This is a genomic window from Aeromonas simiae, assembly GCF_014892695.1.
Lineage (GTDB): Bacteria > Pseudomonadota > Gammaproteobacteria > Enterobacterales > Aeromonadaceae > Aeromonas > Aeromonas simiae.
The window spans coordinates 1,243,777-1,269,736 of record NZ_CP040449.1 but is presented as its reverse complement, the minus strand read 5'-3'; the positions used below and the strand labels follow the sequence as shown (position 1 = coordinate 1,269,736).

General features: G+C 61.6%; 24 protein-coding genes. 2 read left to right on the top strand and 22 right to left on the bottom strand.

Translation table 11 applies throughout. From position 1 onward, the window contains the following. Positions 1-21: 21 nt before the first annotated feature. From FE240_RS05985 to fliE, 19 genes are all read right to left on the bottom strand, one after another. Entirely contained in the window at positions 22-738 is a 717-nt protein-coding gene (locus tag FE240_RS05985) for an RNA polymerase sigma factor FliA (protein WP_042045794.1), read from the bottom strand. Next, complete coding sequence (locus tag FE240_RS05980) at positions 731-1,615, bottom strand: MinD/ParA family protein (protein ID WP_193003771.1); 885 nt, start codon at positions 1,613-1,615, stop codon at positions 731-733. The genes FE240_RS05985 and FE240_RS05980 overlap by 8 nt, the downstream gene beginning before the upstream one ends. Continuing rightward, the gene (gene flhF, locus FE240_RS05975) at positions 1,608-3,017 is read right to left on the bottom strand and encodes a flagellar biosynthesis protein FlhF (RefSeq protein ID WP_193003770.1); all 1,410 of its coding nucleotides are present in this window, start codon (positions 3,015-3,017) and stop codon (positions 1,608-1,610) included. The genes FE240_RS05980 and flhF overlap by 8 nt, the downstream gene beginning before the upstream one ends. Before the next feature lie 13 nt (positions 3,018-3,030). After that, on the bottom strand, positions 3,031-5,133 hold the full coding sequence (flhA, locus tag FE240_RS05970; RefSeq protein WP_193003769.1) for a flagellar biosynthesis protein FlhA: 2,103 nt from the start codon (positions 5,131-5,133) through the stop codon (positions 3,031-3,033). 109 nt (positions 5,134-5,242) lie between these two features. Continuing rightward, positions 5,243-6,373, bottom strand: coding sequence for a flagellar biosynthesis protein FlhB (gene flhB, locus FE240_RS05965; RefSeq protein ID WP_042045790.1), 1,131 nt, complete (start codon positions 6,371-6,373; stop codon positions 5,243-5,245). After that, positions 6,366-7,163, bottom strand: a complete 798-nt coding sequence (gene fliR / locus FE240_RS05960; protein ID WP_042045788.1) for a flagellar biosynthetic protein FliR — start codon at positions 7,161-7,163, stop codon at positions 6,366-6,368. Before fliR ends, flhB begins: the two co-directional genes overlap by 8 nt. After that, positions 7,160-7,429, bottom strand: coding sequence for a flagellar biosynthesis protein FliQ (gene fliQ, locus FE240_RS05955; RefSeq protein ID WP_042045786.1), 270 nt, complete (start codon positions 7,427-7,429; stop codon positions 7,160-7,162). The genes fliR and fliQ overlap by 4 nt, the downstream gene beginning before the upstream one ends. A 9-nt stretch (positions 7,430-7,438) precedes the next feature. Next, positions 7,439-8,185 (bottom strand): flagellar type III secretion system pore protein FliP, encoded by a 747-nt coding sequence (gene fliP, locus FE240_RS05950; protein ID WP_042045784.1) that lies wholly within the window; start codon positions 8,183-8,185, stop codon positions 7,439-7,441. Next, entirely contained in the window at positions 8,172-8,543 is a 372-nt protein-coding gene (fliO, locus tag FE240_RS05945; protein WP_193003768.1) for a flagellar biosynthetic protein FliO, read from the bottom strand. Before fliO ends, fliP begins: the two co-directional genes overlap by 14 nt. Next, positions 8,540-8,935 (bottom strand): flagellar motor switch protein FliN, encoded by a 396-nt coding sequence (gene fliN, locus FE240_RS05940; protein ID WP_193003767.1) that lies wholly within the window; start codon positions 8,933-8,935, stop codon positions 8,540-8,542. Before fliN ends, fliO begins: the two co-directional genes overlap by 4 nt. A 33-nt stretch (positions 8,936-8,968) precedes the next feature. After that, positions 8,969-10,039 (bottom strand): flagellar motor switch protein FliM, encoded by a 1,071-nt coding sequence (fliM, locus tag FE240_RS05935; protein ID WP_042045780.1) that lies wholly within the window; start codon positions 10,037-10,039, stop codon positions 8,969-8,971. A gap of 7 nt (positions 10,040-10,046) precedes the next feature. Continuing rightward, a complete protein-coding gene (gene fliL / locus FE240_RS05930; RefSeq protein ID WP_193003766.1) occupies positions 10,047-10,556 on the bottom strand; it encodes a flagellar basal body-associated protein FliL in 510 nt (169 codons plus the stop codon). Between the two features lie 57 nt (positions 10,557-10,613). Then, positions 10,614-12,632, bottom strand: a complete 2,019-nt coding sequence (locus tag FE240_RS05925; RefSeq protein WP_193003765.1) for a flagellar hook-length control protein FliK — start codon at positions 12,630-12,632, stop codon at positions 10,614-10,616. Between the two features lie 99 nt (positions 12,633-12,731). Continuing rightward, positions 12,732-13,172: a flagellar export protein FliJ gene (fliJ, locus tag FE240_RS05920; protein ID WP_042045776.1), complete on the bottom strand. Its 441-nt coding sequence runs from the start codon at positions 13,170-13,172 to the stop codon at positions 12,732-12,734. Positions 13,173-13,185: 13 nt separating this feature from the next. Then, complete coding sequence (gene fliI / locus FE240_RS05915) at positions 13,186-14,517, bottom strand: flagellar protein export ATPase FliI (protein WP_042045773.1); 1,332 nt, start codon at positions 14,515-14,517, stop codon at positions 13,186-13,188. A 4-nt stretch (positions 14,518-14,521) separates the two neighbouring features. Next, entirely contained in the window at positions 14,522-15,316 is a 795-nt protein-coding gene (gene fliH / locus FE240_RS05910) for a flagellar assembly protein FliH (protein ID WP_193003764.1), read from the bottom strand. A 3-nt stretch (positions 15,317-15,319) separates the two neighbouring features. Beyond that, a complete protein-coding gene (gene fliG, locus FE240_RS05905; protein WP_193003763.1) occupies positions 15,320-16,378 on the bottom strand; it encodes a flagellar motor switch protein FliG in 1,059 nt (352 codons plus the stop codon). Further along, positions 16,371-18,074 (bottom strand): flagellar basal-body MS-ring/collar protein FliF, encoded by a 1,704-nt coding sequence (fliF, locus tag FE240_RS05900; protein WP_193003762.1) that lies wholly within the window; start codon positions 18,072-18,074, stop codon positions 16,371-16,373. The genes fliG and fliF overlap by 8 nt, the downstream gene beginning before the upstream one ends. Positions 18,075-18,085: 11 nt before the next feature. Then, complete coding sequence (gene fliE, locus FE240_RS05895; RefSeq protein ID WP_193003761.1) at positions 18,086-18,403, bottom strand: flagellar hook-basal body complex protein FliE; 318 nt, start codon at positions 18,401-18,403, stop codon at positions 18,086-18,088. Positions 18,404-18,617: 214 nt separating this feature from the next. Here fliE and rimO point away from each other — a divergent pair, with 214 nt between their 5' ends. After that, positions 18,618-19,946: a 30S ribosomal protein S12 methylthiotransferase RimO gene (gene rimO, locus FE240_RS05890; RefSeq protein WP_193003760.1), complete on the top strand. Its 1,329-nt coding sequence runs from the start codon at positions 18,618-18,620 to the stop codon at positions 19,944-19,946. 42 nt (positions 19,947-19,988) lie between these two features. Here rimO and FE240_RS05885 read toward each other — a convergent pair whose 3' ends face one another. Next, entirely contained in the window at positions 19,989-20,465 is a 477-nt protein-coding gene (locus FE240_RS05885) for a DUF4442 domain-containing protein (RefSeq protein ID WP_193003759.1), read from the bottom strand. A 234-nt stretch (positions 20,466-20,699) separates the two neighbouring features. Between FE240_RS05885 and fur the strand changes: the two genes are divergently transcribed. Then, entirely contained in the window at positions 20,700-21,131 is a 432-nt protein-coding gene (fur, locus tag FE240_RS05880) for a ferric iron uptake transcriptional regulator (RefSeq protein ID WP_042045764.1), read from the top strand. 117 nt (positions 21,132-21,248) lie between these two features. Here the strand turns inward: fur and glnS are convergent, their stop codons facing one another. Then, positions 21,249-22,910, bottom strand: a complete 1,662-nt coding sequence (gene glnS / locus FE240_RS05875) for a glutamine--tRNA ligase (RefSeq protein WP_193003758.1) — start codon at positions 22,908-22,910, stop codon at positions 21,249-21,251. 284 nt (positions 22,911-23,194) lie between these two features. Continuing rightward, a complete protein-coding gene (locus FE240_RS05870) occupies positions 23,195-25,861 on the bottom strand; it encodes a beta-N-acetylhexosaminidase (protein ID WP_193003757.1) in 2,667 nt (888 codons plus the stop codon). Positions 25,862-25,960 lie beyond the last annotated feature (99 nt).

The window sequence follows — 25,960 nt, the reverse complement described above, 5'->3', positions numbered from 1 at the left end:
TAGTGTAGTCAGTACAAAGAGTTATACTTGCCAATCTCGCAATCTAGCGCGCAATCTGTGCATCGCCTGACTGTGGATCTGGCTGACCCTCGATTCGCTCACGTTGAGGATCTCGCCAATTTCACGCAGATTGAGCTCCTCATCGTAATAAAGAGAGAGTACCAGCGCCTCCCGCTCAGGCAGACGCGATATATTCTCAGCGAGCGCTATTTGGAAACGATCGCTCGCTAACTCTTCATAGCCATGTCGCTCACAGGCCCCCTCACCACCGATCACATCCTCGCTGACACCCAGATCTTCGATGCCGATGATCTTGCCACAGGAGACATCCTGCAACATGCTGTGATACTCGTGCAGGGAGACACCCAGTTGGCTCGCGACCTCGGTATCACGAGCATCGCGACCATGCTGCTTTTCCACCTTGTCGATCGCCTCAGCGATCATCCGGCTATTTCGGTGCACCGAACGGGGCACCCAGTCGCCACGGCGAATTTCATCGAGCATGGCACCGCGGATACGGATCCCGGCATAGGTCTCGAAGCTTGCCCCCTTGCTGCCATCAAAATTACGGGACGCCTCGATAAGCCCAATCATCCCCGCCTGAACCAAATCATCGAGCAATACACTACTGGGCAAACGTGCCAGCAAATGTTGAGCAATCCGCTTGACCAAGGGAGCGTGCCGCTCGACCAGCGCATAAGAGTCCTGATGGCGAAGATAGGCTTGGGCTTTATTCACGAGAACCTTCCTTTATGACAACCGGTTTTTGCAACAGGCTTTCCAGGAAAAACTCCAAATGGCCGCCGGGCTGGTTTGGGATCGGCCAACTGGCCGCCTTATTGGCCAGGGCACGGAACGCCAACGAGGCTGGCGACTTGGGAAAGGCATCGACGATCAATTTTTGCTTGCGCACGGCTTGGCGCAGGTTGGTGTCATAGGGAATACAGGCCACCAACTCGAGCGAGGTATCGAGGAAACGATCGGTCACCCGGGTCAGTTTGGCGAACAGCTCCTGCCCTTCGCGTAGGCTGCGCACCATGTTAGCCACCACCTTGAAGCGAAACACGCCGTGATCCTTGGAGAGGATCTTGATGAGGGCATAGGCGTCAGTTATCGAGGTGGGCTCGTCGCACACCACCACCATGATGTCCTGGGCGGCGCGGGCAAAGCTCAGCACCATGTCGGAGATCCCTGCCGCCGTATCGACCATCAGCACGTCGACGGCCGTCTTCATCTCACTAAAGGCTCTAATGAGCCCCGCATGTTGGGCCGCAGAGAGTTCCACCATCGACTGAGTCCCCGAGGTGGCCGGCACTATCATCATGCCGTTGGGCCCCTCGATGATGATATCGTCGAGGGTACATTCGCCAGCCAGCACGTGTGAGAGGTTACGATGCACCCGCAGCCCTAACATCACGTCGACGTTAGCAAGACCCAGGTCGGCGTCCAACACCATGACCCGCTTCCCCTGCGCCGCCATGGCGCCGGCGACATTCAGGGTCACGTTGGTCTTGCCCACGCCACCCTTACCGCCCGAGACGGCGATCACCTTGACCCGGTTGTTATGGTGCATTCTGCGCAGCCCGCTTGCCTGATCCATATTTACGTTACTCATAGAACTCCGAATCTTCCGCCTCACCGAAGCCGGCTCCCCAGAAATAGGGCTCTTCCACCTGCTGCTCCAGCGAGCCCAGTGCCGAGCCGACCAGATAGGCGGCATCAGCAACCTGAATATCTTCCGGAACACGCTGACCGTCGGTCACATAGCTGACCGGCAGCGCATTCTGGATACATACGTTAATCACTTCCCCCAGATTGAGGCTCTCATCAATCTTGGTCAGGATGCAGCCACTGAGCGGGATCCGCTTGAAATGATCGACCGCCTCCTGCATCACCCTGCGTTGGGCAGTGGCCGCCATCACCAGATAGCTGCGAATACGCACCTTGGCGTGTTTGACCAGGGTATCGAGCTGCTCGGTCAGACGGATGTCACGCTGCCCCATCCCCGCGGTATCGATGAGCACCAACCGACGGTGGCGAAATTGATAGAGCGCCGCAGCCAACTCTTCGGCATCGCGCACCTGGCGTACCGGGCACCCCATGATACGCCCATATGTCTGCAACTGCTCGTGGGCACCAATGCGATAGTTGTCGGTCGTGATCAGCGCCACCTGTTCGGCACCGTATTTCATGGCAAAGCGAGCGGCCAGTTTGGCAATCGTGGTGGTCTTACCCACCCCGGTCGGGCCAAGCAGCGCCACCGCCCCCCCTTGGCGCAGGATTTCGTCATCCCCCACCTTGAGCTGAGTCGTCAGTATCTCTGCTAACTGGGCCATGGCCTGATGCAGCGGCATATCTTCCGGGATGATCCCCGCCAACTGATCGGCAAACGCATCCTCGAACCCTATCTTTTTAAGCTCCTTGATGAGCAGGGCCCGCATTGGCTCACGACGCTCCACCTCCTGCCACATCAGACCGGAAATCTGATGCTCAAGCAGCTTGCGGATGCTGGCCATCTCGTTACGCATCCCCTCCAGCTCGCGATCCCGACTCTGTTCACGCGTGGCCTGAGCCGGGCGGGTGGGTGATCGAGGCGCCGCACTCGGCGCACTCTTAGGCGCAGCGGGTGCTTCCCACTGCGCCTGTTCGGCCAGCGTTTTGGGGGCACCGTTGTTGCCCGCCGCAGGGCGAGCGCCCTGGCCGTTGATCTGTTGTTGACGCGCCAGCAGGGCCGCCAAACTGTCGGCGTAGTGCTCCTCTTTTGACGGTGACGGTTTTGCGGTCGTCATCTGGCGGGCCGTCGACGAAATATTGACGCGCTCCTCTCCGAGCGCAGCACGAGCGGGGGCAGGCTCACGCGATGGCACCAGTTGGGCTTGATAGTCGACCGCAGCGACTATCTCCACCCCTCCGGTCACCTTCTTGTTGGACATGATCACCGCGTCTGGCCCGAGTGTCTCTTTGACCTCGGCCAGCGCCGTTCTCATGTCCTTGGCAAAAAACCGCTTAATCTTCACCTGTCATCTCCGCTCACTGGTTCTGCCCGACCGCACTGACGATACGGATCTGCTTGTCGTCAGGGACTTCCTGGTAGGACAGGACACGCAATCCCGGGATCGCATTTTTCACGAACCGCGCCAGGGTATTGCGCAAGATACCCGAGGTCAGCAACACGGCGGATTGCCCTTCCAGCTCAAGACGCTGGGAGGCATCGGCGAGCGAGCGTTGCATCCGCTCTGCCAGCCCCGGCTCAATGCCGGCTCCTTCGTTGCCACCTGCCTGCAAAGATTGATGCAATATGCGTTCCAATTCTGGTGCCAAGGTGATGACAGCCAGCTCGCTCTCGCCGCCCGTGATCTCTTGCACAATCAAGCGGCGCAGGGCGATACGGCAGGCGGCGGTCAGCACGTCCGGATCCTGACTGCGCGGGGCATATTCGACCAGGGTCTGCAATATGGTGCGCATATCGCGGATCGGCACCCCTTCGGTCAGCAGGTTCTGCAACACCTTGACCAGGTTGCCCATGCTGATCACCTCCGGAACCAGACCATCGACCAGCTTGGCCTGATGCTTGGCCACCAGATCCAGCAGTTGCTGCGCCTCGTCATGACCCAGCAGCAAGGAGGCATGGCTGGCGAGGATCTGGCTCAGATGGGTGGCCACCACGGTCGACGCATCGACCACCGTATAGCCCAGCGTCTGAGCATGGGAGACCTGATCCCGGCCGATCCACACAGCCTCTAGCCCGAAGGCAGGATCGCGCGCCTCAATGCCCGAGAGCGTACCAAAAACCTGGCCCGGATTGATCGCCATCTCCTTGTCCTGATAGATGCTGGCCTCTCCCGTGGTGACCCCCATCAGGGTGATACGGTACTGATTCGGCGGCAGATCCAGATTGTCGCGGATATGCACCGGCGGCACCAGAAAACCGAGATCTTGAGAGAGCTTTTTGCGCACCCCCTTGATGCGGTTGAGTAGCTCTCCTCCTTGGGCGCGATCGACCAGCGGGATCAGCTGATAACCCACCTCAAGGCCGATGATGTCGACCGGCATCACATCATCCCAGCTCAGTTCGCGTGGCTCATGGGATGGATGCGCCTCACCGCTGCCCTTCTCCTGCTTGGGCTGCGCCGCGCGGCGCTGCTCCAGCTTGAGCAGCCACCACGAGATGCCGGCACACAACAACCCGAGAGAGAGAAACGCAAAGTGGGGCATACCCGGTACCACCCCCATCACCAGCAAGATGGCGGAGGTGATGATCAGTGACTTCGGATTGCTAAACAGCTGGCCCAACATGGCCTGACCCATGTCCTGATCGGTGTTCTGACGGGTGACGATAAGCGCCGCCGCGATGGAGAGCAGCAGCGAAGGGATCTGGGCCACCAGGCCGTCGCCGATGGTGAGCAGGGTGTAGATGCGGGTGGCATCGCCGAAGCTCATGGCGTGCTGCACCATGCCGATGATGAAGCCACCGATGATGTTGATAAACAGGATCATGATGCCGGCGATGGCATCCCCTTTGACGAACTTGGAGGCACCGTCCATCGAGCCGTAGAAGTCCGCCTCCGAAGTCACTTCATGGCGACGCTTCTTGGCCTCCTCCTGATTGATGAGACCGGCGTTGAGATCCGCGTCGATGGCCATCTGCTTGCCGGGCATGGCATCCAGGGTGAAACGGGCGCTCACTTCCGAGATCCGCCCCGCCCCCTTGGTGACCACCACGAAGTTAATGATCATCAGGATGAGGAAGACGATGAGACCGACCGCGTAGTTGCCACCGATGACCACAGAGCCGAACGCCTCAATGACGTGGCCGGCCGCATCCGGGCCATTATGGCCCTCCAGCAGCACCACCCGGGTCGAGGCGACGTTGAGCGCCAATCGCAGCAAGGTCGCGATCAGCAGCACGGTGGGGAAGGCGGCAAAATCGAGGGGGCGCCGGGTGTAAACCGCCACCAGCAGCACCACCATGGCCAGCGCTATGTTGAACGAGAAGAGAATGTCGAGCAGCATGGCCGGCATCGGCAGCACCACCATGCCCAGCGCGGCCAGCACCAGCAGGGGCGTCCCCAGCCCCTTGCTCACCATGCCACGATACCCTTTAAGCCGGGTCAGCACCTGCGTCATTTCCATCTGCGGTCACGCTTTGCCATCAATACGATAGACAATCCAAAGCAAGAACCATTCCATTAAGATAAGAGGATGAATACAAACAGCTTTTTCTTGCAGCGTCAGAAGTTTGTCAACGCCTGAGCTCATCCGGTATCGGCAGATCCGGCGCCAGCGGCCGCGGTCGCTGCCCCTTGCCACGGCGAAACGCCCTGAGCTGGTAAACATAGGCCAGCACCTGGGCCACGGCGGCAAACAACCCCTCGGGGATCTCCCGGCCCAGCTCGGTGCTGTGATAGATGGCGCGGGTCAACGCCGGCGCCGGCAGCACGGGGATCTGATACTCGCGGGCAATCTCGCGGATCTTCATCGCCACCTCGTCGACCCCCTTGGCCACCACCTTGGGGGCCGCCTTGGGCTGTTTGGGATCGTACTTGAGCGCCACCGAGTAGTGGCTCGGGTTGGTGATCACCACATCCGCCTTGGGCACGTCGACCATCATGCGCCGGTTGGCCATCTCCATCTGCAAACGACGGATCCGCCCCTTCACCTCGGGCTTGCCCTCGCTGTCACGAAACTCGTCTTTGACCTCCTGCTTGGTCATCTTGAGCTGGCGCATGTGGTTCCACTGCTGGAACGGCACGTCGATGGCGACAATCGGCAGCAGCGAGCAGCACAGTACCACCACCATCCACAGCAGCAACTCCAGCGCATCGATGACACCGCCAGGAAACCCCTCGAAAGAGAGGTTCATCAGGTGCTCGAATTGACTCGAAAGCAACCACCAGGCAAACAGGGCGATGAAGAGCACCTTGGCAATGGACTTGATCAGCTCCACCAGTGACTGCACCCCGAACATCCGCTTGAGGCCGCTGAGGGGATTGAGCTTGCTGAACTTGGGGGCCATCGCCTCACTCGAGAAGTTAAAGCCCCCCATCAGGATGTTGCCGGCAAAGGCCGCCAGCGCTACCAGCAAGAAGAGCAGGCCAAGCGGCGCCATCATCTGCCGCAGCAAGGTGGCCAGCAGATCGCCCATGGCATAAGGGTCAAACACCTGATCCCGCTGCAAGCTAAAACCGGTCTTGAAGACCTTGATCAAGGCGCCGGCGAGCGTCTCTTTCAACATCAGCAGGGCAAAACAGGCCGAAAGCAGCACCGCCGCCGTGCCCAGCTCTCGCGAGCGGGGGATCTGCCCCTTCTCGCGCGCCTGTTGCAGTCGTTTACCTGTGGGTAGCTCCGAGCGCTCCTGATCGGTTTCAGCCACTGATGCCTCCCGGGCAGCTGATGCCAATGATTTGGCACTCCACCTCCTGCACCTGCTGCCAGAGGCGGCCGAAGTGATCGGTGAAGCTGCCGAGGGTGAGCCAGAGGATGAACAGGCCGGCGATCATGCTGACCGCAAAACCGATACTGAAGACGTTGAGCTGCGGCGCTGCCCGGGTCATCACCCCGAACGAGAAGTTGATGAGCAGCAGGGCGATGATGGCCGAGAGCGAGATAAGCAGCGCCGCCTGGAACATGATCCCAAGAAACGAGGCCAGATCCCGGTACATCAAGCCGGTAAGACCGCTTTCGGAGACCGGCAGGGTCTGAAAACTTAAGATCACCAGCCGCAGCAGCACCAGATGGCCGTCCACGGCGAGAAACACCAAGGTGGCCAGCATCAGGTAAAACTGGCCGACCACGGGGGTCGATTGGCCATTCATGGGGTCGGCCAGCGAGGCAAATCCCAGGCTGGTCTGCATGGCGATCACCTGGCCTGCGATGACGAAGGTCTCGGTGAGAAACAGGGTCACCTGCCCCATGGCAATCCCGATCAGCACCTGCTGGCCGGTCACCAGAAAGCCGCGCAGCGAGAACAGCTCGACGGCCGGCATGGCCGGCAGCAGGGGGGCCACCACCAAGGTGATGGCCAGGGTGAGCAGGATGCGCACCTGCATCGGCACCAAGCGGCTGCCGAACACCGCCATCACCATCAGCAGGCCGCCGATACGGCACAGTGGCCAGACGATGGAGGCCAGCCACTCCATGATGAGGCCGGCAGAGAAGGTCATCCCACGACCTCGGGGATCTGGTTGACCAGCATGACGAAGAAGTCCATCAGGGTCTGCAATCCCCAGTGTGCCCCGACGCCCAGTGCCAGCAGGGTCACGATGAGGCGTGGCAGAAAGCTCAAAGTCTGTTCGTTAATCGAGGTGGCCGCCTGAAACACCGCCACCACCAACCCCACCAGCAGGCTCGGGATGATCACGGCGCAGACCATCAGGGTGACGATCCAGAGCGCCTCACGAAAGACGTCGACGAAGGTTTCCGGTGACATGGCGCCTCCTTAGCCGGCCCCCAGGCCGAAACTGGTGGCCAGACTGCCCATGATGAGGTTCCAGCCATCGACCATCACAAACAGCATCAGCTTGAACGGCAGCGACACCAGCATGGGCGAGAGCATCATCATCCCCATCGCCATCAAAATACTTGCCACCACCAGGTCAATCACCAGAAACGGCAAAAACAGCATGAAACCTATCTGGAAGGCGGTCTTGAGTTCACTGGTGACAAAGGCCGGGATCAACACCCGCATCGGCACCGTCTCCGGTGTGTCAGCCTTGATGTTGGCGATCTCCATGAAGGTGTTGAGATCCTTGACCCGGGTCTGGGCCAGCATGAACTGATGCAGCGGAGCCTGGGCCTTCTCCAGCGCTACCTTGGCGCTGATGGTCTCGTCCAGATAAGGTTGCAGCGCCTCGCTGTTGATGCGATCGAGCACCGGAGACATGACGAAGAAGCTCATGAACAGGGCGATGCCCACCAGCACCTGGTTGGAGGGGCTCTGCTGCAATCCGATCGCCTGACGCAAGATCCCCAGCACCACAATGATGCGGGTAAACGAGGTCATCATGATGACGATGGCGGGCAGGAACGAAAGGGCCGTCATCAGCGCCAGCACCTGTAGCGTCAGGCTGTACTCCTGACTGCCATCGGGGTTGGTGGTGACGGTCACCGCCGACATGCCATCTTGGCCGAAGCACAGCGGCGCGGCCAGGAGCAGCAGGAACCAGAGCAGGCTAGGCTTTTTCATCTTTTTTCATCAATTGACCCAGTTGCTGTGCAAAGGGCTGGGTTTCGTCGAGCGGCATCTCAAGCCGGGAGAGAAAGCTCACCTGCTGCGGGGTTACCCCCAGCAGAAACTGCTGCTCGCCGACCCGCACCACCATCAGTTTTTCCTTCACGCCGAGCGGCAGCGTGGCCACCACCTTCATCTGGCCACCGTTAAGGGCCTGAGAGAGGCGGGTCTTTTTGAGCAGCACACCGAGCAGTACGATAAGACCGATGACAAGCAGGCTGGAGAGCAGCCAGGAGCCAAGACTCGGCACCGAGGCCCCGGCCGGCTCAGCCAAGGCGGGCAGCGGCAATAACAACAACAGCAGGCGTATCATTTGAGTTTCTTGATCCGTTCAATTTGGCTGATGACGTCGGTCAAGCGGATACCGAACTTGTCGTTCACCACCACCACCTCGCCATGGGCGATCAGGGTGCCGTTCACCAGCACGTCGAGGGGCTCACCGGCAACCCGGTCCAACTCGACCACGGAGCCCTGGTTGAGCTGCAACAGGTTACGGATGCTGATCTGGCTGCGCCCCACCTCCATCGAGATGGTCACCGGGATATCGAGTATGGTGTCGAGCTTACGCCGCTCCTCGGCCGAGATGGGGGCATCCTCTTTGAGCTCCTCAAGAGGGGCCGCTTTCACCTCGGTATTTTCTTGCTCATCAAGCGCCGCGGCCCAGGCATCCGCCATCAGGTCCTGGTCTTCGTCGTTTCCACTCATGCTTTGCGTTCCTTATGCTGGGCCCTTGGCCTGCTACTGCTGTTGATCTTCAATGCTGCGTTCGAGCTCCTCGAGCTCGGCTTCACCATCGATGCGCACCCCACCACGGGTCACCAGATGCATCTCGGTCTTCACTGTGTCGGGTCGCTTGAGCTTGTCGACTATCTTGAGCGCCACCTTCTCTTTGGTGCGCCCCATCTTGGCGTGGAAGGTGGGCAACTCCTCAACCGACACCAGCACGTTTTCCGGCATCTCGACCGGGATGATGTCGCCCGGTTGCAGCTCCATCAGCTCACGCAGGGTCAGCTCCGCCTCGAGCAGCTTGGCCTTGATCTCGACCTTGACGTCCATGATCTCATCACGCAGCGCCTTGCTCCAGCGCACGTCAGTGTCCCCCTTGTCGCTCTGGACACCGGCATCAAGTAGCTCGCGGATGGGCTCGAGCATCGAGTAGGGCATGGCCACGTGAAAATCACCGCCCCCGCCGTCGAGCTCGATGTGAAACGAGCTCACCACGATCACCTCGGTGGGGCTCACTATGTTGGCCATGGCCGGGTTCACTTCCGAGTCGAGGTATTCAAAGCCGACGTCCATCACCGGGGCCCAGGCGTCCTTGTAATCCTCAAATACCAGCTTGAGCAGCATCTGGATGATGCGCCGCTCGGTGGGGGTGAACTCGCGTCCCTCAATCTTGGCGTGGTAGCGACCATCGCCGCCAAAGAAGTTCTCCACCAGGATGAAGACCAGACGCGCCTCCATGGTGATGAGGGCCGTTCCCTTGAGGGGACGAAAGCGCACCATGTTCAGGCTGGTTGGGACAAACAGGGTGTGGACGTACTCGCCGAATTTCAGCATCTGCACCCCGTTGATGGAGACCTCGGCGGTGCGGCGCATCATGTTGAACAGGCTGATACGCATGTGGCGGGCGAAGCGTTCATTCACCAGCTCCAGGGTCGGCATGCGACCGCGCACGATACGATCTTGGGACGAGAAATCAAACGAGGCGACGCCGTGGCTGTCACCGCTGATAATCTCCTCTTCCTCTACCTCGTCCACCCCGTGCAGCAGGGCATCGATTTCGTCTTGGCTTAACAGATCACTCACATGTCACCTACTGCATCACAAAACCGGTAAAGAGCACCTGCTCCACCACGTTTTCCTTGGTGAGCTCCTTGAGTACGCGCTGGGTCTCGGCCAACGCATCAGTGCGCAGCTTCTCCTTGCCCTCAAACGTCATCAGTTGCTCGGCACTGGCGGCGCTAAAAACGCGCAGCAAGGTGCCCTCAATCAGCGGTATATGCTGCTTGGCCAACGCCTCGCTGGCCCCCCCACGCACCATCAATTGCACCTTGATCTGCACCAGGCGATCGCGATCCTGACCACTGACATTGAAGACAAAGGGGCGTGGCATGCCCACGTAAAGTGCATGCTGACGCTGTGGCTCGGCCTGTGCGGGACTGGCCTTGGCGGTCTCTTCGGCAGAGGGCTTGGCAGGGCCCGAGAGCATGAGCCAAGCACCGACTGCGCCCCCGATCAACACCAGGGCAGCCACAGCTATGAGGATGAGTTTCTTCTTACCACCGCCCTTCTCTTTTAGGGTCAGTTCGCTGTCGTCCGCCATCGTGAGCCCACCGTGTCATGTAAGTTTTTCATTATCATATAGTTGCCGCAGGCGGCTTCAAGCATAGAAATCGATTCCGCGACCGTTTGCCGATTCCCTCGGCAACCGGGTCGCCGCCGGTTGTGGTTGAGCTGCTGCCGTCGCCTCCCCTTGGGGATGGCCTCGCCCCTGCCCACCGCCCTGACCAGCACCGGCCTGCGCCTGCTGACCGGTGTGCTGAAACTGCTGCTGCACCTGGGTCTGTCCGAGGGTAATCCCCTGCCCGGCCAGCATATCGCGCAGGCGCGGCATACTCTGCTCGACCAGATCGCGGGTCTGGCCATGTTGTACCACGAAGTGAACGCTGACCTGCTGCTCCTGGCCAAGCTGGATCTGAATTTTCATCTTGCCAAGCCCCATGGGGTCAAGTTGCAGCTCGGCCTGCTGCAACCGCTCGGTCAGCATCACATTGACCTTCTGCTGCAACTCGGCCGGGACTTGCTCTCCCTGCAAACGCTGCGATCCGAGCAGGGTATCGCGCCGCTCCCCCTGCACCGTGGCACTCTGGCCCTGCGGCCCCTCGGCGCTTTGGGTGAGCACGCCGTGCTGGGCACTGCCATGTTGCACTGTGCTCTGTGGCGCGGCCTCGCTCTGCACCGCAGCCGGTTGGGCCTCCTGACGGGCGGCTCCCTGCACCTCAGCGCGCCCCCTCTCCCCATCACGAACCTTCAGCATCTCATCGGGTTGATGTTCATGCGCCCCCGGAGCCACCAGCGAGCGCTCTCCCCCCATGGTTGCCTGGGCCGGTTGCAGCGAGGCGGCGCGGGCCAGTGCCTGCTCCTGATCCACCGGCGCAGCCTCCCGGCTTTTCTGCTCCTGGTGTGCCCCGCTTCCCTGTAGCGACGCCGCCCAGCTACTGGCCTTGCTCTCTGCGGCAACCTCCTTGGTCGGGGTATCTTGGGTCACCTGTGCCGCGTCCTCTTGAGGTGCGCGGGGCGCAGCGCCCGCCGCCGGCGCTTGATTCACTTGACTCGACGTGGCGGCCACTGGGCCCGCAGGCTCACCTGGGGGCGTGCCCGCCTCCTTGGGGGAAGGAGGCACTACAGAGGTCGGCTGAGGCCGAGTGTCGCCCGGCGTGGGGATGGCGTGACCCTTGGCCTCCTCGGGGCGCTGCGCTTTGGCTCCACTTGCCTGCGCGGCGGCCGGCTCCGGCTCGCTCACCTCCACGGCCAGAACGGTCGCGTTATCGGATACCGCGACCCTTTGTTGCGTGACACGGGGATCAGTTTGCTGCGCAAGGTGAGGCGCCCCCTCATCCTGTGCGGGCGCCTCCGGCAAAAGCGCGGCATCGGTTGCCGGGGGGGCTGCCGTGAAGAGGTGGGCGTCTTGCATCTGGATAGGAGAGACCACGGCACCGGGCTCACTCTGCTTGAGCGGCACCTGCGCCATGGTTTGCGCCGTGGTTTGTGGCGTGGTTATCGCTGTTTTGTCTGCCCCTGGTAAACGGGGCGTCTCGGCCGGCTCAGGTTGCGCATCGACCACCTGCATTCCGGCGCCCTGCAAGCGAGATAGCGCAATACCGCCCTCATCACGCGGCGGGTCGCCATCGGGAGCCGGCGTTGCCTTCGCATCCAGAAGCGGCGCTGAGGGCGACGCTCCCTTGGCCTGCCCGGCGGCGGCGATCGCCGTTCCCTGTAAGGCCTCAGCGGCATCACGCTTTACCTGTGCTGTCGCCGCCATGGGGCGCGCGCCCACTAAGTCCCCCTCGTCCAGTGCCAGCGCCTCCTGCTCACCCTGCCCTGCGCTCGGCGCCGCCATCACCAACTGAGTGCTGGTGTGCAGCGAGGCTTCGAGGCGGCTGAGCAGATCGAGCGGCAACTCTTCGCCGCCCTCCGGCAGCGCCTCCCCTTGCTTCTCCTGCGCCGAGGCCTCTTTACTCACCTCTTTTTCACTGACAGGCACATCGCTCTGCTCGGCCGATTCGGGGGAGAGCCAGAGGGCGAAGCTCTCTTCGGTCGCACCACTTTTCGCCGCACGTGCGCCCAGCAGCGGCTCGGATGCACCGGCGGAAAGAGTAAGAGGGGATGGGGCTGTCATGATGAACTCCTGCTCTGGTTATCGTCAGGTCACGCAAGAGCGGACGGGCCAAGGTGCCTGTCCGGTAGAATGCAACTACCGGGCCATTATCTTGATGGGTTACGGCTGAGGCCGATGCAGGTAGCTGCGGGTGGCAAACTCATCCAGCATCTTCTGCTCCTGGCGCTCCGCCTTCTGGCGAGCCCGCTCGGCCTGCTTGGCCAGCAACAGCTCCACCGCCTTGCGCTTTTGCTGGGTGGCGAGCCACTCCTGCTTGCGCTGCTCCACCGCCTGACGCACCTGCAAGACCCCCTCATACTGCTGCTCTGCGGCCAGTTGCAGCTTGTTGATGAAGGCCTGGTACTGCACGTTCTGCTGGGCGGCGATCCCTTGCAGGCCACGCTCGGTCCACTGCTGCTGGTAGATCTGGCGGTAGTGGCTAAGCGCCTCCTGCTGCTCCATGAAGAGCTTGAGATCCTGGCGCGCCTTGGCCAGCGCCATGGCGCAGCGCTGTTCCGCCTCGGCCAGTTGACCGGCCAACAGTTGCAACCCCTTGCTCATCGCGTCTCCTTACTCATCGGTTGAGCGGCCCCGTCACCATCTCCAGCTCGGCCAGCCCGGTGTCATAGCCGACCACCTCGCGCATCCCCTGCTGCAAGAACTGATCCAGATAGGGCTTTTGCAAGATGGCGCGGTCGATGCGCGGATCGGCCCCCTGGCTGTATGCGCCGATGCTGATGAGATCGCGATTCTGCTGGTAGAGGGAGTAATACTGCTTGAGCAGCCGCGCCAGTTGCAGGTGCTCGGGCGAGGTCACCTGAGGCATGACCCGGCTGATCGATTTTTCGATGTCGATGGCCGGGTAGTGGCCGGCATCGGCCAGCTCGCGCGACAGCACGATGTGGCCGTCGAGGATGGCGCGCGCCGCATCGGCGATGGGATCTTGCAGATCATCCCCTTCGGTCAGCACGGTGAAAAAGGCCGTGATGGAGCCCTGCCCCTCCCCGCCATTGCCGGCCCGCTCCACCAGCGCCGGTAATTTGGCGAACACCGAGGGCGGGTAGCCCTTGGTCGCCGGCGGCTCGCCGACCGCCAAGGCAATCTCGCGCTGGGCCTGGGCGTAACGGGTCAGGGAATCCATCAAAAGCAGCACATTCAGCCCCTGATCGCGGAAATACTCGGCGATGGTGATGGCGGTTTCGCACCCCTTGAGACGCATCAGTGGCGAGGCATCGGCGGGGGCCGCCACCACCACGGCGCGCTCGCGCCCCTCAACGCCGAGGATCTCCTCGATGAACTCTTTCACCTCCCGGCCCCGCTCCCCGATGAGGCCTACCACCACCACATCGGCCACCGAGCCCCGGGTCATCATGCCGAGCAGCACTGACTTGCCGACCCCCGAGCCGGCAAACAGCCCCATCCGCTGCCCCTGCCCCACGGTCAACACCGCATTGATGGCGCGAACCCCCACGTCCATCGGCTGATGGATCGGGCGGCGGGCCAGCGGGTTGATGCCGCGAGCGGCGAAACGGGCGGTGTGGGCGGTGAGAATGGGGCCGAGCCCGTCGAGCGGCTGGCCGATGCCATCGATGACTCGACCGAGCAGGCTCATGCCGACCGGAATGCCCTGCTCCTCGGAGAGGGGCACCACCCTAGCGCCGGGGATCACCCCTTTGAGCTGCTCGCTCGGCATCAGGTAGAGCCGCTCGCCGGCAAAGCCGACCACCTCGGCCTCGAGCACCCCATCGAGGGTATCGATGCGGCACAGTGAGCCGATGGCGGCGCGGCACCCGACCGCCTCCAGAGTCAGCCCCACCACCCGCGTCAACTTGCCGGCGACCGGGGTGCGCGGGGCGATGTCGGCCACCCGATAGCGCTGCATGCGGCTAAGCAGAGTGCGGTGCATGGGCTTACTCCCCGTGGTTGTCGCGCAGGAAGTTACGCAGCAGCTGATTGATGCGGGCCTCCAACTGCATGTCGATGCTAGACAGCGTGGTGGCGAGCTGCACGTCGCCGTGAGAAAGAGTGGGATCGGCCTCGAGGCGCCAGCCGCGCTTTTCGCACTCTTCGGCGCCAAAGGCGGCCACCACCCGCTCCACGTCCTCCGGATGCAGTTGCAAGGTGATGCCGCTCTCGGCCGCCGGCAACTGGGCCAGCCCCTCCTTGAGGGCCGCCAGTAGCAGCCGGGGCGAGGTCTCGGCCTCGTGCTTGATCAGTGTCTTGGCCAGCTGCAAGGTCAGGCTCAGCAGTTGCTGCTCCACCTCGTCGTCCAGCTCGGCCAAGGGGGTAGCGAGGCGGGAGGCGAGCTGCTGCCAGTGGGCTACCGCCTGCTCGACCAGCTCGCGCCCCATGGCGAGCCCCTCCTCACGCCCCTGCTCGAGACCGGCGGCGTGGCCCTGTTGCAATCCTTCGAGCTTACCCTCTTCGAGCCCCTTGGCAAAACCGGCCTCACGCCCCTCCTGCATCCCCTCCTCCCAAGCGGCCTGGCGGATCGCCTCCAGTTCCTCGGCGGTCAGGGTGGGGGTCGGCTCCGGCTCAGCGTCCACCTCGGGCTCGGGCTCCTCGTGCTGATACCAGTCGGGCGCCAGCCCCAGGGCATTGCTCTCCATCTGCGGGCCGCTCTCCATCTGCGGCCAGCCCCAGTCCTGCACCTCGATGCCATCCTGCTCCGGGCGCAGGTAACCCCTTAACTTGCGATCGCTCATGGCTTACAGGAACTCGTCGCCACCACCGGCGCCCAGCATGATTTCGCCGGCATCGGCCAGACGGCGAGCAATCGAGAGGATCTCCTTTTGCGCCGCCTCCACCTCGGAGACGCGGATCGGGCCCATCGCCTCCAGATCGTCGGCCAGCATCTCGGCCGCCCGCTTGGACATGTTCTTGAACACCTTCTCGCGCATCTGATCGTCCGAGCCCTTGAGAGCCCGCTGCAACAGATCTCCCGGCACTTCGCGCAGCAGGGTCTGGATGCCGCGATCGTCCACATCGATGAGGTTTTCGAACACGAACATCAAATCCTGGATCTGCTGGCTCATCTCCTCGTCGGCATCGCGGATGGCGTCCATCAACTGCCCTTCGACGTTGGTGTCGAGGTAGTTCATGATGTTGGCCGCCGCCTTCAGGCCGCCCATCTTGGCCGCCTGGGCACCGGCCGCGCCGGCGAACTGCTTCTCCATGATGTCGTTGAGCTCTTGCAGCGCCGCCGGTTGCACCTCTTCGAGGTTGGCGATACGCATCACCAGATCGAGGCGCACCTGCTCCGGGAACTGGCTCAAGATCTCGGCCGACTGCTCGGGCTCGAGGTAGGAGAGGACGATGGTCTGGATCTGCGGGTGCTCGTTTTGGATGATGCTGGCCACCTGGCGGGCATCCATCCACTTGAGCGAATCGAGACCGCGCGCCCCGGAGCCGAGGATGATCTGATCGACCAGGTTGCTGGCCTTGTCCTCACCGAGCGCGGCCACCAGGGCCTTGCGCACGAAGTCCTCGCTGCCGATCCCGATGTTGGTGTACTTCTGGATGTCGTCGATGAACTGACGGTGCACTGCTGCAACCCGGTCGTGGCTGAAATCCGACATGGAGGCCATCGACATGCCGAGGCGCTGCACCTGCTTGGGCTCGAGATGGCGGAAGATCTGCGCCGCATCCTCTTCGTTGAGGCTCAGCATCAGCACGGCCGCCATCTCCATGCCACTCATGCTGTCAAGGATCTGACGCTGGGTATCGGTGATGTCGTTGCCGGTCACTTGGTTGTTACTATCAGGCATCTTTGGTTACCCACTCCTTGATGACCTGGGCCGCCAGGTCGGGTTCATTCGCTACCAGAGCGCGCACTGCCTTGAGCAAGTCTTCGTCACGGTGCAGATCGGGCAGCTTGAGCTGACCATCGCGCAGACCAAACACCGGCTCGGCCTCAGCCTGAGCAGCCAGCAGGCTCAACTCGTCGTCGCCCCCCAGCACGGTGTGGTTATCCAGATCCACCTCATGCTCGGGTCTGGCATCCGGATAGAGCAGCCGTTTGAGCATGGGCCGCACCACGGTCACGATGAGCACGATGATGATGAGCACCGAGGCGGCGATACGTACGGCGCGCCAGAACCAGGGCTGATCGTAGAGAGGAGGCTCGGCCACCGCATCGAGTTCGGGACGGTTGAAGGGGATGGTGACCACCTCCAGGGTGTCGCCACGGGTCACGTCGAAGCCAAGGCCACCGCTGAGCACCCGACGCAAGGTATCGAGCTCGGCCTGACTACGCGGTTCACGACTTATCTTGCCATCAGCCCCCGCCGTAGCCGTCTTGTAGTCGACCGCCACCGAGACCGTCATGCGGCGGATCCCCCCCATCTGACGCCGGGTGTGACTCACCGTGGTGTCGAGTTCGAAGTTGCGGGTGGCCTCTTTACGCGAGCGGCCCGAACTGCTGGCGGCGTTGGCGCCGGTGGCCTGCTCGGGAATGGTTGCGTTAGCAGGTGGCTGGTTGGAGAGGGCGCCGGGGATCCCTTGGCTCTGACCGTTGGCGCTGTTCTCCTCCATGGTCATCTCGGAGCGCACCGCGGGCAAGTCTGGGTTGAAAGTCTTGCGGGTCTGCTCTTGCTGGGTGAAGTCGAGCGACAAATCCACCTCGGCGGTGTAATTGTCGGCACCGAGCACCGGGATCAGGATGGCGTCAATTTTCTGTTTGTATTCGAGCTCCTGCTTTTGCTGCATCGCAAACTCGCGGCGGGTCTGCACCGCGATCGGATCTTGGGAGCCGGAGTTGAGCAGGCGCCCCCCCTGATCGGTGACGGTGACCCGGCTCGGCTCCAGGCCGTGCACGGCGGAGGCCACCATGTCGACGATAGCATCGACCGTGCCCTGCTCAAGCGCCGCCCCCTTGAGGCTGACCACCACGGTGGCGCTCGGCTTGCGCTCGTTGCGGGCAAACACGTTCTCTTTCGGGATGGCCAGCAGCACCTGGGCCTTGGCGATCGACTGGAACTGCTCGATGGCGCTGGCTAGCTGGCGCTCCCGGCTCAGTTTGAGGCGCTCGGCCTCCATCCGCTGGCTCACGCCAAAGCTCGAATCTTTGAGCAGGATGTCCTCACCGCCGATGGCGCTGTCATCCGCGGCGCCCAGCCCGGCACGGGTCAACTGCAAACGGATATCGGGGTACTTCTCGGCATTGACCAGCACCGACTTGCCATCCACCTCGTAGGGGATCTTCTGCTGATCGAGGTAATCGAGGGTTTTCACCAACTGTTCGGTGCTGAAGGTGCCCAGCGGCCGCATGTCGGGCTCTTTGCCCCACAGCAGGATGAAAACCGCGATAGCAAGACAGATGGCCAGCCCCAAAATCAAGGTGATCTGGCGCAGAATGTCGCTGTTGGAGAGGATGCTGCCAAACGCCGAGCTCTTCTGCTCGTGCTCATCCAAGGTGGCGGCGCCGTCTTGCAGCAGGAGATCGCCGTTCTGTTCCGTGGCCACAGGCTAATTCCTTACACTGGCATGTTCATGATGGTCTTGTACGCCTCGACCACCTTGTTGCGAACCTGCACCGTCGCCTCGAAAGCGATGGTGGATTTTTGCCCCGCGATCATGACATCGGAAAGGTCGATGGAGCGATCCCCCATATCGAAGCGGGTGCGCAGATCGTTTGACTGACCTTGCAGCTCATTGACGTTGTCGAGCGCCCGGCTCAGCATGCTGCCGAAATCGGCGCCAACATTCTGGCTCGGCTGGGCCCCCAGACTGTTGCCCGCCTCGATCTTGAGCCCCTGCATCTCCTGCAGCAGATTGGTTGCGTTGATTTCCATGTTGACTCCCGGACAAATGATTGACGCTGTCTCTGTGTATGCAATCAAGATGCCAGAGAGGAAAAAACCGCGCGATTATCCCCGATTGCACGCCCCTGCCCCGGCGGGGCCGCGCATTTTTCCAGCGCTCTCTTTGCGTACAGTTTTTGGCCTTTGTTTGTGCCCCTCATGCTGGTAAAATCCCGCGCCTTTAATGCACTGTGAGCATGAGTGAATGAGCAGCACCCCCAACCAGCCGCCAAAAGTCGGCTTTGTCTCGCTCGGTTGCCCGAAGAACCTGGTCGACTCCGAGCGCATTCTGACCCAACTGCGTACCGAAGGGTATGATGTGGTACCCAGCTATGACGATGCGGAACTGGTGGTGGTCAACACCTGCGGTTTCATCGACAGCGCGGTGCAGGAATCCCTCGAGGCCATCGGCGAGGCGCTCTCTGAAAATGGCAAGGTGATCGTCACCGGCTGCCTCGGCGCCAAAGAGGATCAGATCCGCGAGATCCACCCCAAGGTGCTCGAGATCACCGGCCCGCACGCCTATGAAGAGGTGCTGGGGCACGTCCACAAGTACGTCGCCAAGCCGACCCACAACCCCTTCACCAGCCTGGTGCCGGCCCACGGGGTCAAACTCACCCCGCGCCATTACGCTTATCTGAAGATCTCCGAAGGGTGCAACCACCGCTGCACCTTCTGCATCATCCCCTCCATGCGCGGGGATCTGGTGAGCCGCCCCATCGGCGACGTGCTGGCCGAGGCCAAGCGCCTCAAAGAGGCCGGCGTAAAGGAGATCCTGGTGATCTCCCAGGACACCTCCGCCTACGGAGTTGATGTGAAGCACCGCACCGGCTTCTACGACGGCATGCCGGTCAAGACCAGCATGGTGGCCCTGTGCGAGGAGCTCTCCAAGCTCGGCATGTGGGTACGCCTGCACTACGTCTACCCCTACCCGCACGTGGATGACGTCATCCCCCTGATGCGCGATGGCAAGGTGTTGCCCTACCTCGATATTCCGCTGCAACATGCCAGCCCGCGCATCCTGAAACTGATGAAGCGCCCCGGTACTGTCGAGCGCACCCTGGAGCGCATCCAGAAGTGGCGTGAGATCTGCCCTGAGATCACCTTGCGCTCCACCTTCATCGTCGGCTTCCCCGGCGAGACCGAAGAAGAGTTCCAGATGCTGCTCGACTTCATCGACAAGGCGGAGCTGGATCGGGTTGGCTGCTTCAAATACAGCCCGGTAGAAGGGGCCAAGGCCAACGAGCTGCCGGACCCGGTGCCGGAAGAGGTTCAAGAAGAGCGCTTCCAGCGCTTCATGGAGCTGCAACAGCAGGTCTCCATCCGCAAGCTCGCCCGCAAGGTAGGCCAGCAGATGGACGTGCTGATCGACGAGGTGGACGAAGAGGGGGCGACCGGTCGCTCCATGGCTGATGCGCCGGAGATCGACGGTCTGGTCTACCTCAATGGCGCCACCACTCTCAAGCCGGGCGATCTGGTGCGGGTGCAGATAGAGCACGCCGACGAGTACGACTTGTGGGGCAGCCTGGTCTGACCCTGGTAGCAAGAAGCCCCGCAGTGCGGGGCTTCTCTGTTTTCAGGCGCCGCCCCGGTGCTCGCGCCGCTTGCGCACATAGAGGGTGCGGCGCACTTTGGCCACCACCTCCCCCTTGCCATCCTGGATGGAGACGCTGAATTCAGGGAAGTGCTTGTCCCCCCCTTCGGTCGCCGCCACAATGGCGGCCAGCGCACTGTCACTTAAGGTGAACTCGGCCACCAGCGGCCCCTTGCCCGGTTTGATGTAGTCGATGTCGCCCGACTTGTCCCAGACGTAGTAGTGGTTCTTGAAGTACCCCATCAGCATCAAGGGATAGATGGGATCGGTCATCGCAAACATGCTGCCGCCGAACTGGGTACGATTGGCATTGCGGGTCGACCAGCGCGCCTTGAGCACCACCCGGCAATAGCGGTAGTCATCGCTCAAGGCTTCTATCTTGATCCCGGCGCCCCGGAACGGAGGCCACCAGTTGAGGGCGTGGCGTACCAGGCTGGCACGCCGGAAGAGCCATTCCATTGCTTCTCATCCGACCAGTAACATTAGTTACATGATAGCAACATTCGTGCCCAAGCCTCAAGAGCGATTGCTCTAATCTAGCGTTGGGCTGAATGGCGAAAAGCCTTTGAATTTACGTGTTTATTTTCGTTAATCGAAAACTCTATAATGGTTCGCTTAGCCAGTTCGAGGTTGCCATTCGCGTGGCAGTCAATCAGAATAGCCCCACCACAGAGAATGCGAATAACTAATACTATGGCTGACAATAACCAAGCGTTGAAAAAGGCCGGGCTCAAGGTCACCCTTCCCCGCGTCAAGATCCTGGAAATCCTGCAGCAGCCGGAGTGCCACCACACCAGCGCAGAAGAACTCTACAAGCGCCTGATCGACCAAGGTGAAGAGATTGGTCTGGCCACCGTGTATCGCGTTCTCAACCAGTTTGATGACGCTGGCATCGTCACCCGTCACCACTTTGAGGGCGGCAAGTCGGTGTTTGAGCTCTCCAGCCAAGAGCATCACGACCATCTGGTATGCCTCGACTGTGGCAAGGTGATCGAATTCTCCGATGACGTTATTGAGCAGCGCCAGAGCGAGATCGCCAAGAAGCACAACATTCGTCTGACCAATCACAGCCTCTATCTGTATGGTCACTGTGCCGATGGGACTTGCGCCCACGCCGACGACTGAGTCCGGCCGCCCCCATCAGAAAAGCCAGCCCCAGGGCTGGCTTTTTGCTATCTGGCATTCCTGCCAAACGGGCAGCAAAAAGGCGGGTCACCCCGCCTTGTTTAGCATCAGGCCGACTTAGCCTTCAACCTTGCCCCAAGAATCGCGCAGCGCCACGGTGCGGTTGAACACCAGATGCTCGGCGCTGGAGAGCTTGTTGTCGGCGCAAAAATACCCTTCACGCTCGAACTGGTAGGCAAACTCCGGCTTGGCATCCTTAAGCGACGCCTCGACACGGGCCCCCTCGATGATCACCAGGGATTCCGGGTTCAGGGCCGCCTCGAAGTCCTCTTCGGCGCCCGGATTCGGCACCTTGAACAGACGATCGTAGAGACGGATCTCTGCCGGCAGCGAGGTGGGGGCGCTGACCCAGTGGATCACCCCCTTCACCTTGCGACCATCGGCCGGATCCTTGCCCAGGGTGTCGGCATCGTAGGAGCAATAGATGCAGGTGACCTTGCCTTCGGCATCCTTCTCGACCCGCTCGGCCTTGATGACGTAGGCGTTGCGCAGGCGCACCTCTTTGCCCAGCACCAGACGCTTGAACTGCTTGTTGGCCTCTTCACGAAAATCAGCCTGATCGATGAAGATCTCGCGGCCGAAATGGAGTTCGCGGGAGCCCATCTCGGGCTTGTTCGGGTGTGCCGGCGCCGTCAGGGTCTCATCGTGATCCAGGTTCTCGATCACCACCTTAACCGGATTCAATACCGCCATGGCGCGCGGAGCGTTCTCGTTGAGATCGTCACGGATGCAGGCCTCCAGCATCCCCATCTCGACGATGTTGTCCTGCTTGGTGACGCCGATACGCAGGCAGAACTCGCGGATGGCCGCCGGGGTGTAACCGCGGCGACGCAGGCCGGAGACAGTCAGCATGCGCGGATCGTCCCACCCTTCCACGTGCTTCTCGGTCACCAGCTGGTTCAGCTTGCGCTTGGACATGACGGTGTATTCGAGGTTCAGACGGGAGAACTCGTACTGACGCGGGTGGCACTCGATGCTGATGTTGTCCAGCACCCAGTCATAAAGACGGCGGTTGTCCTGGAACTCCAGGGTGCACAGGGAGTGGGTGATCCCCTCCAGCGCATCGGAGATGCAGTGGGTAAAGTCGTACATGGGGTAGATGCACCACTTGTCACCGGTCTGGTGGTGGTGGGCAAACTTGATGCGATAGATCACCGGATCGCGCATCACCATGAAGGGGGAAGCCATGTCGATCTTGGCGCGCAGGCAGGCGGTGCCCTCGGCGAACTCGCCGTTCTTCATCTTATCGAATAGGGCCAGGTTCTCGTCGACCGAGCGATCGCGAAACGGGCTGTTCTTGCCCGGCTCGGTCAGGGTGCCACGGTACTCACGCATCTGCTCCGGGGTCAGCTCATCCACATAGGCCAGCCCCTTCTCGATAAGCTCGATGGCGTAGCCGTGCAGCTTGTCAAAATAGTCAGAGGAGTAGCACACCTCGCCGTTCCACTGGAAACCGAGCCACTGCACATCACGCTTGATGGACTCGACATACTCGATGTCTTCTTTCACCGGGTTGGTGTCGTCGAAGCGCAGGTTGCACTGGCCCTGATAGTCGCGGGCGATGCCGAAGTTCAGGCAGATGGACTTGGCGTGGCCGATGTGCAGATAGCCGTTAGGCTCCGGCGGGAAGCGGGTATGCACACTGCTGTGCTTACCGCTGGCCAGATCCTCGTCGATGATTTGGCGGATAAAGTTGGTTGGGCTGCTAGCCTGAGTCATGGGCTCACCTCAAAAGTCGTACATCGCGGGGCGGCCAGCGCCACACCCGACATCAAGCCGAATATGATCCACCATTCAGCCCCTGCGCTCAACCGCTATTTCTGTCCCATGTGCCCGTCATCGATAAAAAAACCCGCGCCTAAGCGCGGGTAACCCATTGATAACAATATGAGCACAACACACAACGTCAAGGAAGTCAGTAGGCCCCCTTGGGCAAGGGGTCGCGACGCCAACCCCTTGCCCAAGGAGGGAGGGCCGCCCGGCCCTCCCGGTATCACGAACGGTTAGCCGTTCACCTCGGTAACACGGCTCACCCGCTTGCCATCGAAGCTGACGGTGCGCAGGTAGACCTTACCGCTCACCTGCGGCTTGGCAGCGGCGTCATAGGCGATCCAGCTCTTGCCATCCAGGCTGTACTGGATCGGCAGACCCGGCAGATCGACGTTGGCCTCCAGCACGCCACCGACGACGCGGGCCCCCGGCACGGAGAGGCGATACTCGACCCCGGCCTGATCCAGCTTGGGCAGCACGCGCTGACCCAGTACGTTGGCAAAGCGGTTCCATTCCTGGTTGAGCGCCGCCTTGTTGACGTGCTTGGTCTCGCCGGAGAACTCGCGCCCCTTCACGTAAGGCAGCTCGAAGCTCCCCTTGTGCCAGGCACGCTCGGCCAGGGAGAAGATACGCGGATAGACCATGTACTCGTACTGCGCATCGGTGCGGATGGTCTCACTCCACTGCTGGCCGGAGATCCCCTTGAACTTGACCGGCTCCTGGTCACCCTTGGCCACGAAAGCGTTGCCGTCGCGGTCAACCGAAGTCTCGGCGTTCTGCGGCAGGTTCTCCGGGGCGAAGGCGAACACCTTGCGGGTGTCGTTGAAGCGGGTGGCCCAGTAGTAGCCACGCTCGGCCGGGTGAACCTCGTTCGGGAAGTCGAAGTAGAGGTAGTCCGGGTTGGAGAGCACCACTTCATAGCCGTTGTGGGCCCACTTCATCGCCTCGTTAAAACCACCCCAGTAGAGGGTCTCCCAGAAGTTGACGCGGGTCTTGGCGGTGGCAAAGACGCTGGCGTCCTTGGCGTACTTCAGGCCATCTTCCCACGCTTGCAGGGTGTCAAAGCCATGACCCTTCACCAGCTCGCTCACCTCCTTGGCGAAGTAGACCGGCAGCTCGGCCACGTCCTTAATCTTGCCATCGGCGATCATCTTCTGGCACACAGGGGACTTGCCGAACGGCTTGTCCTGCTTGCTCCAGTCGGTGTTGCCGCGCCAGCCCACCAGCTCTTCCTTCTTGGTGACGGCCGGATCCTGATAGCCGCCCCCCAGCATGATGTTCTTGGCTTCGTCACCACCGTAGTGCCAGGCGGTCAGCGGCTGACCGGCGGCCTGGTGCATCTTGGCCACCTCTTCCATCACCTTAGCCACGAAGTTGGCGGCGCCCGGCTGGCAGGGGTTGATGAAGGACATCTTGTCGTAGAACTGCACCGAGGTGACGTTGGAGGTGTCCTGCGGGTCGGTCAGACGGAACTTGAGTGCCTCGTCCTCCTTGCCCTCGGCCAGCAGCCGCTTGTAGCGCGCCTCCATGGAGACCACAGCGGCACGGGCGTGGGCCGGCATGTTGATCTCGGGGATCACGGTCACACCGCGCGCCTTGGCGTAGCGCACCAGCTCGATGTAATCAGCCTTACTGTAAAAACCGGTGCCCATGTTGTCGCTGGTCGGGCCGGAGCCAAGCTGCGGCAGCAGGCACTGGGTCTCGCTGAGATCGTGGCAGCGCTTGCTGCCCACCTCGGTCAGCTCGGGCAGACCCGGGATCTCGATGCGCCAGCCCTCATCGTTGGTCAAGCCCAAATGCAGCACGTTGAGCTTCATGGCGGCCATCTGATCGACCAGCTTCTTCATGGTCTCGGCGCTTCTGAAGTGACGGGCCACGTCGGTCTGCATGCCGCGGTATTCAAAGCGCGGCGCATCCTCGACACTCATCGGGGAGACCTGCTTGTTGTCGACCCCAAGCAAAGAGAGCAGCGACTGGGCACCCCAGAAGGCCCCTGCCACGTCATGACCACGGATCACCGTGCCCTGCTGGCCAATGGTCATATCGTACCCTTCGGCCTGCTTGACCTTGCTGCCGAGCTTGATGGAGACCGGGTAGCCGGTGTCGGAGAGGGTGACACCCAGGCGGGTCAGCTCGGCCTTGAGGGCCTCGGCACGATCGGAGGGGAGATCCAGCGCATCGAGCTTGATGCTGGAGAGATCCACCGGTGCGCCGGCCTTGATCTCCTGCTTGAGCGGGGTCGGCACTATCTGGTTGGCGATCTTGGCCGCCGGCAGCAGGGCGCTGGTCTGGTTGGCCGCGAAGCGGGTCTCGCTGTTCATCAGGATGTTGTTGTCATCCTTGGTGCGCTTCCAGCCATCGGCCGGCATCGGCTTTTCGTAGCGGGTGGCATCATTGATGTCGCTCATGCTGGCAATCACCTTGGGCTCGGCGCCCTCGGCAGAGATGTACCAGTTCGGCATGATGTCAGATTCAAACAACACCCAGTACTCCACCACCAACGGCACCTCGACCGTGGCATCCTTGGCAAAGCCCTGGAACTTGTCGGTCGGGGTCAGGCGATAGAGGTCGCCGGTCAGGTGAGTGATGGTGAACTGCTCGTTGTCGACCCGCTGGATCCGGCGGATGGAGTGGATGTAGAGCTCCCACTCCTTGCTATCGACGCTGGCCCCCTGGTTGGTCAGGTGCAGCTTGGCAACGCCGCAACTGGCCCACTCGGAGCCGAGCGCCTGGCAATCGATGCCGGCACCAGCGCCGTCATTGGTGACCACTTCGTATTTCACCAGCAGATTGTTGGCAAGCGAGTCAACCACGGCCTGCTTGGCAGCATCGGCGGCCTGGACGTGGGCGACAAAAGCGGAAGACATGGCAATGGCTAACAGTGACTGTTTCAAGTTCATAGCTGCTGCTCTCGTTTGAAGTAAAGGTTGGATGGTTCTTGGCTTGTTATATGGGGCCCCAGGCGGGGCCCTTATTTATGTCAACAATGGACTTAGTCT